11 protein-coding genes and 1 tRNA gene are annotated in these 9,437 nt (G+C 44.6%); 8 read left to right on the forward strand and 4 right to left on the reverse strand.

Annotated elements, in window-relative coordinates:
* Window positions 1-172: 172 nt before the first annotated feature.
* Both EWV66_RS08060 and EWV66_RS08065 read left to right on the forward strand, forming a co-directional pair.
* Window positions 173-1,357 (forward strand): AAA family ATPase, encoded by a 1,185-nt coding sequence (locus EWV66_RS08060; protein ID WP_287115934.1) that lies wholly within the window; start codon window positions 173-175, stop codon window positions 1,355-1,357.
* Complete coding sequence (locus tag EWV66_RS08065; protein ID WP_287108124.1) at window positions 1,357-1,947, forward strand: DUF4276 family protein; 591 nt, start codon at window positions 1,357-1,359, stop codon at window positions 1,945-1,947. Before EWV66_RS08060 ends, EWV66_RS08065 begins: the two co-directional genes overlap by 1 nt.
* Window positions 1,948-2,082: 135 nt before the next feature.
* Here the strand turns inward: EWV66_RS08065 and EWV66_RS08070 are convergent, their stop codons facing one another.
* Both EWV66_RS08070 and EWV66_RS08075 read right to left on the reverse strand, forming a co-directional pair.
* Window positions 2,083-2,475 (reverse strand): DUF4278 domain-containing protein, encoded by a 393-nt coding sequence (locus tag EWV66_RS08070; protein WP_002765208.1) that lies wholly within the window; start codon window positions 2,473-2,475, stop codon window positions 2,083-2,085.
* A gap of 154 nt (window positions 2,476-2,629) precedes the next feature.
* The gene (locus EWV66_RS08075; RefSeq protein ID WP_052278503.1) at window positions 2,630-3,031 is read right to left on the reverse strand and encodes an FHA domain-containing protein; all 402 of its coding nucleotides are present in this window, start codon (window positions 3,029-3,031) and stop codon (window positions 2,630-2,632) included.
* 415 nt (window positions 3,032-3,446) lie between these two features.
* On the opposite strand from EWV66_RS08075, the gene EWV66_RS08080 reads away from it, so the two are divergent.
* Both EWV66_RS08080 and EWV66_RS08085 read left to right on the forward strand, forming a co-directional pair.
* Window positions 3,447-3,620 carry a hypothetical protein gene (locus EWV66_RS08080; RefSeq protein WP_167341553.1) on the forward strand — a complete coding sequence of 58 codons (174 nt, stop codon included), beginning with the start codon at window positions 3,447-3,449 and terminating at the stop codon, window positions 3,618-3,620.
* Between the two features lie 21 nt (window positions 3,621-3,641).
* Window positions 3,642-4,691, forward strand: a complete 1,050-nt coding sequence (locus EWV66_RS08085; protein ID WP_287108127.1) for an AI-2E family transporter — start codon at window positions 3,642-3,644, stop codon at window positions 4,689-4,691.
* Window position 4,692: 1 nt separating this feature from the next.
* Here EWV66_RS08085 and EWV66_RS08090 read toward each other — a convergent pair.
* Window positions 4,693-4,765: transfer RNA gene (locus EWV66_RS08090), tRNA-Gln, on the reverse strand.
* 206 nt (window positions 4,766-4,971) lie between these two features.
* On the opposite strand from EWV66_RS08090, the gene EWV66_RS08095 reads away from it, so the two are divergent.
* The gene (locus EWV66_RS08095; protein WP_002789307.1) at window positions 4,972-5,157 is read left to right on the forward strand and encodes a hypothetical protein; all 186 of its coding nucleotides are present in this window, start codon (window positions 4,972-4,974) and stop codon (window positions 5,155-5,157) included.
* On the opposite strand, the gene ctpC is transcribed toward EWV66_RS08095, so the two are convergent.
* Window positions 5,147-6,439: a carboxyl-terminal processing protease CtpC gene (gene ctpC, locus EWV66_RS08100; RefSeq protein ID WP_185237653.1), complete on the reverse strand. Its 1,293-nt coding sequence runs from the start codon at window positions 6,437-6,439 to the stop codon at window positions 5,147-5,149. The genes EWV66_RS08095 and ctpC overlap by 11 nt on opposite strands.
* Before the next feature lie 245 nt (window positions 6,440-6,684).
* Between ctpC and EWV66_RS08105 the strand changes: the two genes are divergently transcribed.
* From EWV66_RS08105 to EWV66_RS08115, 3 genes are all read left to right on the forward strand, one after another.
* The gene (locus tag EWV66_RS08105; protein ID WP_287108128.1) at window positions 6,685-7,506 is read left to right on the forward strand and encodes a cell division protein FtsQ/DivIB; all 822 of its coding nucleotides are present in this window, start codon (window positions 6,685-6,687) and stop codon (window positions 7,504-7,506) included.
* A gap of 192 nt (window positions 7,507-7,698) precedes the next feature.
* On the forward strand, window positions 7,699-8,946 hold the full coding sequence (ftsZ, locus tag EWV66_RS08110) for a cell division protein FtsZ (protein WP_061430136.1): 1,248 nt from the start codon (window positions 7,699-7,701) through the stop codon (window positions 8,944-8,946).
* 198 nt (window positions 8,947-9,144) lie between these two features.
* Window positions 9,145-9,437, forward strand: a 293-nt coding sequence (locus EWV66_RS08115) for an RRXRR domain-containing protein (RefSeq protein ID WP_287115935.1), incomplete at its 3' end; no start/stop codon positions are given.

Raw genomic sequence — 9,437 nt, forward strand, 5'->3', positions numbered from 1 at the left:
CTTGATAAGGGGGGTGCCGATAGGCGGGGGGATCCCCCTTGATAAGGGGGGTGCCGATAGGCGGGGGGATCCCCCTTGATAAGGGGGGTGTCTGATAATTTTTAACGCCTACCTACTTATCTTCACCTGATCAATCGTATAATCAAAAAAACTATAATGACTCGATTATATCATGAAAATTGTTTCTATTAAAATAAAAAACTATCGTATGTTTAAAAACATACACATAAGAGATATTCCCCCTTTTTGTGTGATTATTGGAGCTAACGGCACGGGAAAATCTACTCTATTTGATATTTTTGGTTTTCTGCGAGATGCCCTCAAAAACAACATTCGCCAAGCCTTACAAATTCGCGGCGGTTATAGAGAAATTATCACTAGAGGTCAGGAACAGGAAGATATTGAAATCGAGCTGCAATTTCGCATGAAAATCTTAGATACAGAACGTCTGGTTACTTATCAAATCATAATTGGACAAAACAATAATCGCCCCGTTATCAAACGCGAAATACTTCGCTATAAACGGGGTGAACACGGTAAACCTTTTCATTTTTTAGATTTTCAACTTGGTCAAGGATATGCTATCACCAACGAAGAAGATTTTAGTAAACCGGATAAAGAACTCGATCGAGAAGAACAACAGCTAGAATCTAACGATATACTAGCAATCAAAGGATTAGGACAATTTCAACGTTTTAAAGCCGCTACAGCCTTTCGTTCTCTGATTGAAAATTGGCACGTTTCTGACTTTCATATTAGCGAAGCTAGAGGAAGTAAAGAAATATCTTATGCTGAACACTTATCCACCACTGGCGACAATATAGCTACAGTTGCTCAATATATTTATCAACAATATCCCGAAATTTTTCAGCAAATTCTCGAAAAAATGAAACAACGAGTTCCGGGTATTTCTTCTGTGGAAGCCAAAGAAACCGAAGACGGTCGCTTGATTTTACGTTTTCAAGATCAGGCCTTTAAAGACCCTTTTATTGATCGCTATGTTTCTGACGGGACTATGAAAATGTTCGCTTATTTAATATTACTATTCGATCCCAATCCTCATCCCCTACTCTGTGTCGAAGAACCAGAAAACCAACTTTATCCTACTTTATTAAAAGAACTAGCCGAAGAATTCGCCCACTATAGCGATCAGGGGGGTCAGGTATTTGTTTCTAGCCACTCTCCCGATTTTCTCAATGCGGTTCCACTAGCTAGTATTTTCTGGCTAATTAAATCCCAAGGTATCACCCAAATCCATAGGGCTGCCGATAACGAAATCCTCAAAAACTTAGTAGCGGAAGGCGATTTACCCGGCTATCTTTGGAATCAAGGCTGGTTTGAAGGAGTAGGACCCTAATGAACTATGATATCGTATTTTTGCTAGAAGAGTCATCTATAAAAAATGTGTTAGAAGAACTTTTGCCTAAACTTATTCCCCCAGAAATAAGCTATATATGTATTAGTCATCAAGGTAAACAAGACCTAGCCAAATCTATTCCTATAAAACTCAAAGCTTTCAAGAAATCTAGTCCCAATACCAAATTTATTATTGTCCATGATCAGGATTCCCACGATTGTCAAAAACTCAAAAAAGAACTAGGGAAAATTTGTCAAAATGCCAGTGATGCTCAAGTCTTAATTCGGATTATTTGCCATGAATTAGAATCTTGGTTTCTGGGAGATTTAGCAGCGGTGGCCAAGGCGTATAATTTAAATAGTCTCGGCCAAAAACAAAATAAAAGTAAATACAGAGAACCAGACCTGCTTAACTCGGCCAAACAAGAACCAAAAAAGCTAGTGAAAGAGTATTATGCAGGAACCCACTCTAAACAGATTGCCCCCCATCTTTCCCTAACTGAAAATAAATCCCGTAGTTTTCAAACTTTTATCCAAGGTATCAAAAATGTTGTGGAAATGATACAACGCCCCCATCCGAACCCGAACTAAAATAGACCTCGACCTAATATAATTAAAAGCCTGTAAACTCCTAACCAGGGTGATAATTTCTCTGGGTGTCATTTTTAGTCCCAAAAATATTCCCCCCGGCAGAACCGAGGGGAAAGTGGCAAAAAAACTGCTAGATTAGCAGTTTAAGGCTAAGTCTTGGGATTCTTTTTTCAAGAGATTAACGAGGGTTTCGTCACCATTCTCTTGAGCGATTTGTAAACGACGTTCCAGACGAAGACGAATATTGTTCAGATGGATGCTAGAAAGGGTTTCCTCTTGGACAACAACAGGGGGTTTGACAACAGGCAACGGACAAGTGCTTGGGATGACTTGCCCGGTAAGATGAGGACGGGTGCTGTAGGCAACTCCACGATACTGACGATGCAGTTTCGGTTCTAATTGGAGCATATGGCGAGGATAATGGTGATTCCAGTCTTGACCTCGGTATTTACCCCCGATATCTCCGGTCTTCATCTCCAAGGGGAGAGAATCCCTTTCGTACTTAACTCCTCGATAGGCTAACGTCATATCACCGACTCCCTGCAATGCTTTAAAGTGACTTTAATCTCTCTTGTCGTCTCTATTTAGGGACAACAAGTTAGAAGATTTTATTTCTTATTCTGTATCTATTTTTACATTTTGTTAAGGAAATTGAAAAAACTTTATAAAAATTTAATATTTTCTAGCTGGCTATAGTATCCTTTTCCGGCTGGGTTTGGTCGCCCACCAAAGGAGCCTCTAGGGGTTTGAGGATTAATTTTGGTTGCTCGTCCTCATTGATGAGACGAATTTGAATTTGCGGGCCGGAGGCGGCTAAACGAACCACCATACCATCAACGACGACGGTTTTCTCGACCGGTTTGCCATTGAGAAACGTCCCATTTGCCCCTAAATTTTCCAATTCCCAATCATCGTGATCATTATTATGGCGGATTTCTAAGTGCCGCCTCGAAACCACAGCACTATAGAGAACTACATGATTATCCAGCGCCCTGCCGATGAGAATGGTTGATTGATCATTGTCAAATTGCCAATGTTGTAGGGGCGTGGCCTGGCTGGGGTGTAAAAGAGTTAAAGTGATCACGGTGACTATTGGCGGCACGATAGGGACGGTGGACAGGGTAAATCTTATTTGCTGTCAAGATTCATCCTTGCCATTAAGTCTTAAGTCCTAAGTAGGGAGGCAAAATTGTTTGTAGGATGGGTTAGCGGTAGCGTAACCCATGCAGGTGTTGGGTTTCATGCTTCAACCCAACCTACGTTCATCTTATATTTAATTCCACCCACCCACTTAGCAATGAATATCTCTAGTTAATTGACTAAGCCTTTTCTTTCCATTGTCTCACACTTTCCCGTTCCCTCAGAACCGACCTCCCCCAGAAAATCTAGCCCCTTCGCCCTAGTATTAATAAAACTGATGGGGTATGATTTCCACATTTTGAGCAATTTTTAACCTCTTCAGGGATAAGATAGTGCTTATGCCATCTAAACATTGATCTATGAGCGGCTTTATTATCAAAATAATCTTGATATCGGCTTTGATTTCCCTGGGAATTAAATATCTTGCCCCTTTATTATCGATCGCTCCCAGTCCTCTTAACACTTTAATTCTGGTTTTTACTCCTTTTCTGCTCACGGTTTTTGCCCTCTGGAGACGGACAATAACTGATTAGGAATTTTTCTCCTTACTCATCATGACTTTTGGCAGCAGCCTCGGTTTAGTCCTGTTAGTCTTTTGTCTGTTGATTCTCTGGCAGATTCGACAGATTCTCTTATTATTATTGATGGCGATTCTTCTGGCGCAGATTTTAAATTTAGCCGTGACTTGGTGGCAGCGTCATCACCTCAAGCGTTCCCACGCCCTAATTATCACTCTTTTTAGCTTCTTTATTGGTATTATCGGTATTTTTGTGGGAATTATACCCGCTTTAGTCAAACAATTTCGCCAATTATTTAGTTTACTTCCCCAAGCTATAGAAAGACTCTGGGGACAAGTGCATCGTCTTGAGGATTATCTCGATCCTAGTTTGGCCAGTGTCTTTCCAGACTTTAAAACCCTGCTGGCTCAATTACAACCCCTGATTAACCAAATTGCCGGCCGGGGTTTGAGCATTTTTTACGGTACTTTCGGCATTATCCTCAGCTTACTGCTAATTATTGCCCTGAGCTTGATGATTCTCGCCGATCCTGCCGCTTACCACCGTTGTTTTCTGCGTTTATTTCCCGCTTTCTACCGTCCTAGAGTACGATCGATCCTAGAACAGTGCGATCGAGATTTAAAAGCTTGGCTGAAAGGGATTTTCTGTCATATGTTGATTATGACCTTGGGCAGTTGCTTGGGTCTATCCCTGATTGGCATTCCCCTCGCTTTTTCCCAATCTATTCTGGCAGGATTTCTCACCTTTATCCCCAACCTCGGGCCGGTTCTAAGCACGATTTTACCCTTTTCTATCGCCCTTCTGGAAGCTCCCTGGCAACCCTGGGCGGTTTTACTACTCTACAGCAGTATTTATCTGTTCATTCAATATTTCGACCATCATTCACCGCTGCCCATTTTAACAGTGCGGTCGCTCAAGCTCTTACCCGCTTTTACCCTGTTGGCCCAGTTGTTTTTTGCCTCGATTTTTGGCTTTTTAGGGCTATTTCTGGCGGTCCCCCTGACGCTTATCGCTCGCATTTGGCTCAAGGAAGCTTTGATCGAGGATATTCTCAATCATTGGCCGACTGGGAATAAAAAATCTTAAACTGGGGATCTAGGATTCGAACCTAGGAAATGGCGGGACCAAAACCCGCTGCCTTACCGCTTGGCTAATCCCCATTGGACAGACCTTTTTAATATTAGCATTTATCTCCCCGGTTTTGTCAAGAAGTTGATAAAAATTTTTTACTTCGGGTTTGCGGCAAAAAGTTTTTCGTGGGGTTTCGGGTGTGGGGTTTGGGGTGTGGGGTTTGGGGTAGGGTTGATTCATGAATCAACCCTACGATGAATCAACCCTAGGGTTTGGGGTATAAGGAGAAAAATCTATGGATAATAGCGAACAAAACTGGTACATTGTCCAGGAAAATACGGGAATTTGTCAGATTATAGCCCTAGAAAACGGAAAAACCCCAGTTAATGGTCAATACTGGGGTCCTTTTGCCGAGCGGGGAGAAGCGATCGCCCGTCGGGTGGGTTTAATTCGAGCGGGCAAATGTCAACCTATTGTTTAGCGGTATTGGTGGGCGTTTTCTTGCCTTCAGTGATTTCTTTTTCCAAGATTTCAAAACCCTTCTTGAATTGAGGATCCTGGAAGGTTCCCACACGATCCCGTTCCTGTTGAAGATTTTTGCGATCTTCCTCGCTCAGTTCCGACTCCACATCCGGATGAATACCATCTTTATTGATGTCGCGTCCTTTGGGGGTAAGATACTTGGCAATTGTCACCGCTAATCCCGAACCGTCACTGAGATTGCGTACCGATTGCACTAATCCCTTACCAAAGGTTTTCGTACCGACAATAACCGCCCGATCATGATCCTGTAAAGCTCCGGAGAGAATTTCACTGGCACTGGCGGAACCACCATCGACGAGGACAACCAGCGGTTTATTAGTCAAAGCTTGATTGTTAGCCCGTTGACGTTCCGTCACTCCTTTGCGATCGACCGTAGAGACAATTAAACCATCAGGTATCCACATCCGAGCGATTTCGATGCTGGCGTAGAGTAAACCGCCGGGGTTAGAACGCAGATCGAGAATATAACCCTTCACCTCTTCAGCTTCCAATTCGCGAATCGCTTGACTCATATCGCCACTAGCTTGGGCGCTAAATTGATTAAGACGGATATAACCGATTTTACCGATCGGGGTGTTTTCCGTGTGGGCGCGCACCGGGTGAATTTCAATTTTGGCCCGGGTAAGAGTCAATTCTTTCTTCTCCTCACCCCGTTGAATCGTGATCTTAACGCTTGTCCCCACTTTGCCGCGGATCATGCTCACCGCTTGCTCCAGTTCCATACCTTCGGTAGATTTACCATCGATAGCGATAATCACATCTTTAGGCAGCACACCAGCTTTAGAAGCGGGAGTGTCTTCAATGGGTGAAACCACGACTAACTGCTTAGTTTTCTCATCTTTGGTCAGTTGAATCCCTACCCCGGTCAATTCTCCCGATGTATCGATCTTCATATTGTTAAACTCTTTGGGATCCATAAAACGGGTATAGGGATCATTGAGAGTTTTCAACATCTCGCGGATAGCGGTGTATGCTTCCTCTTGATTTTTGTAGGAACGATTTAAATACTGATTGCGGATGGCGTTCCAGTCCGATTGATTAAAAGTGCCATCTAAATAAGTGCGGTTGATGATCTGCCAAACCTCATCAACGGTTTCCTTGGGACTTTCCTGAAAAAAAGCTTGACTTTGGGAGAGACGGAATCCCGCCCCCGTGACGGCGACGGTAGACAGGACCACTGCTGTAGCACCGAGAACAAGTCCGCGTTTGTTGATAACCATAGGTAATTTTCGGATAAATTAGGCTGTTCTTGCCGGAACGCTCTTTCTGGCTGACCGTCGAAATATCTTGGCAAAAAGGAGCGTTTAGGTTTACTGGAGACAGACAAAAGAACGCCTGTAGACTACTACTGTTATAACATTTATTATCTCTTTCTTTGTCAAACTGATTACTTGAGTAGCGATCGGGTTGCCAGCAGCCCACCTCGCGACCTAAGATAACAGCAAAACTGTCCTGGATTTTCCCTATGAGCGATCAAATCCTTTCTTCCCTCTCCCTGGAACAAAAACGACAAAACCTGCGCCACCAAAGGCGATCAAAGGTGTGGCAAGCTCTAGGTCGCTTTCTGGTGGTTGGTGGTTTAGCGACGGGATTAGCTTGGGGGATGACTTCACCCTATTGGACAATTACCAAGGCCGGACAGGTGGAAATCGCAGGCACGGAATTAATGTCACCCGAGTCGATTCGTGCTTGGCTAAAATTAAGCTATCCTCTGTCTCTCTGGGAATTACCCACCCATCAATTGCGAGAAAAATTAGCGGCTATTCCCGCTATTGCCGACGTTAAGATCGAGCGGCAATTATTACCCCCGAAAGTGATTGTTTCTATTCAAGAAAGAAAACCTGTTGCCCGTTGGCGTTCTCATCAACAGCAAGGCTTTTTAGATGCCACCGGAACGATAATTCCTCAAAGCTATTATGGTCGAACTCTGCCCAAAAACCAATTACCTAGCCTAGAAGTGCTTGGTTACGACCGACAATATCAACAACAGTGGCAAAAAATTTATCCCTTAATTGATAACTTATCAATTAAAGTTACCGCCATCGATTGGCGCAATCCTAGTAATCTTGTACTAAAAACCGAACTGGGACAGGTCTATTTAGGTTTTTATAAAGATAGATTGCCCGAAAAATTAACCGCTCTCGTACAATCGCGGTCATTGTCATCCAAGATACCTCTAGCGCGAATTATCTACATTGATCTGAGCAATCCCGATGCTCCCACTGTACAATTAAAACCGCAGCCAGCCCCTATGGTTGCCAAAGTAACGGCAACTGGTAGGGATTAACTGGAATTGATCAGCAAATAACCGCAATTATTCCCTTTATGTATTGCCAAAAACCCCAAATTATGATTTTCTGAACCAGAAACTGATAATGTAGATACTGGAACCGACATAATATTAGTGATAGTGTTAACATTGCATCTCTGATTCATCAAACCAATAACAGAATCTTGTACTAAGAGTGTTCCAATTCCAATGACATCGATTAATGAAATCGTTCCCACCTATCCCAATCTGAACAGTAACGATTATGCCAGTTCAGCTATGAGCGAAGATAATCATTACTCTCAGAATAATGCTGGAGTATTATTTACTCGCCCCCATGAATCACAGATGACACCCCGAGAAGAAAGTCGTAGTAATCGCATCGTGCCGAGCAATGTCGCCAAGATCAAGGTGATCGGGGTCGGCGGTGGGGGCTGTAACGCCGTTAACCGCATGATCGCCAGTGGCGTGACCGGAATCGAATTTTGGGCAATTAACACCGATGCCCAAGCCCTGGCCCACTCCTCCGCCCCCCAGAGGTTACAAATCGGGACAAAATTAACCCGCGGCCTAGGGGCGGGCGGCAATCCGGCGATCGGACAGAAAGCGGCGGAAGAATCTCGGGATGAAATAGCCCAAGCATTGGAAGGAACCGATCTAGTCTTTATTACCGCCGGCATGGGCGGCGGCACGGGAACAGGGGCCGCTCCAATTGTGGCCGAAATTGCCAAAGAAATCGGCTGTTTGACCGTGGGAGTTGTGACTCGTCCCTTTACCTTCGAGGGTCGTCGTCGCACTAATCAGGCCGATGAGGGGGTGGGGGGTTTACAAAGTCGGGTCGATACCCTGATTATTATCCCCAATAACCAGTTATTACAGGTGATACCCGCCGACACTCCCCTACAGGAGGCTTTTCGGGTCGCTGATGATGTGCTGCGCCAAGGGGTACAGGGGATCTCGGATATTATCACTATCCCCGGTCTGGTGAATGTGGATTTCGCCGATGTGCGGGCAGTGATGGCCGATGCGGGTTCGGCCCTAATGGGCATCGGCATCGGTTCCGGAAAATCTCGGGCTAAGGAAGGAGCGATCGCTGCTATTTCCTCGCCGTTACTGGAATCCTCGATCGAAGGTGCGAAAGGCGTAGTCTTTAACATCACCGGCGGTCAAGATCTAACCCTACACGAAGTCAATGCCGCCGCCGAAATTATCTATGAAGTGGTTGATCCCAACGCTAATATCATCTTCGGGGCAGTAATTGACGAGAAAATGCAGGGAGAAGTCAGAATTACCGTCATTGCCACCGGTTTTTCCGGCGATTCCCCCTCTCGTCCCACCGGTAGCAAGGTGGTGATCAATGCCCCCGCACCCAGTCCGGCCCCGACTCCCGAACCACCAAAACCGGCGGGATTAGATATCCCCGAATTCTTGCAACGTCGTCGTCCTTTTGATCGCTAACCTCCTGTCACTAACCCCGCCCTAAAAGGGACGGAGCTTGCCTAAACCAATTTAGGCGACGCAAGTAGAGACTACCGCATCGAGACACAATCTGGTACAGACCTCCGAATACTTCCCTAGTTCTAAAGCGTTGTTAGACAAGACATCTTGATTGTGTTGCGGTAAGGGACATTAACTTCACTCTTAAGGATTATCTCCATGGCAAGAGTTCCTGTTATTTCAAAAGACGGAAAACCGTTAATGCCCACCAAACCTAGTCGGGCTAGACGGTGGATTAAAGAAGGAAAAGCTATCGGCAAATTCAACGACTTAGATATTTTCTATGTCCAGCTAACCGATGAACCTTCCGATAACAAAACCCAACCGATTGCCATTGGTATTGACCCGGGTAAATTATTTTCGGGAATTGGCGTTCAATCCTCTCTTTTTACTCTTTGGAAGGCTCACTTAGAACTTCCTTTTAAACGAGTAAGAGAGCGCATGGACAATAG

Origin of the sequence: Microcystis sp. M_OC_Ca_00000000_C217Col, assembly GCF_007095585.1 — a bacterium.
Taxonomy (GTDB): domain Bacteria; phylum Cyanobacteriota; class Cyanobacteriia; order Cyanobacteriales; family Microcystaceae; genus Microcystis; species Microcystis panniformis.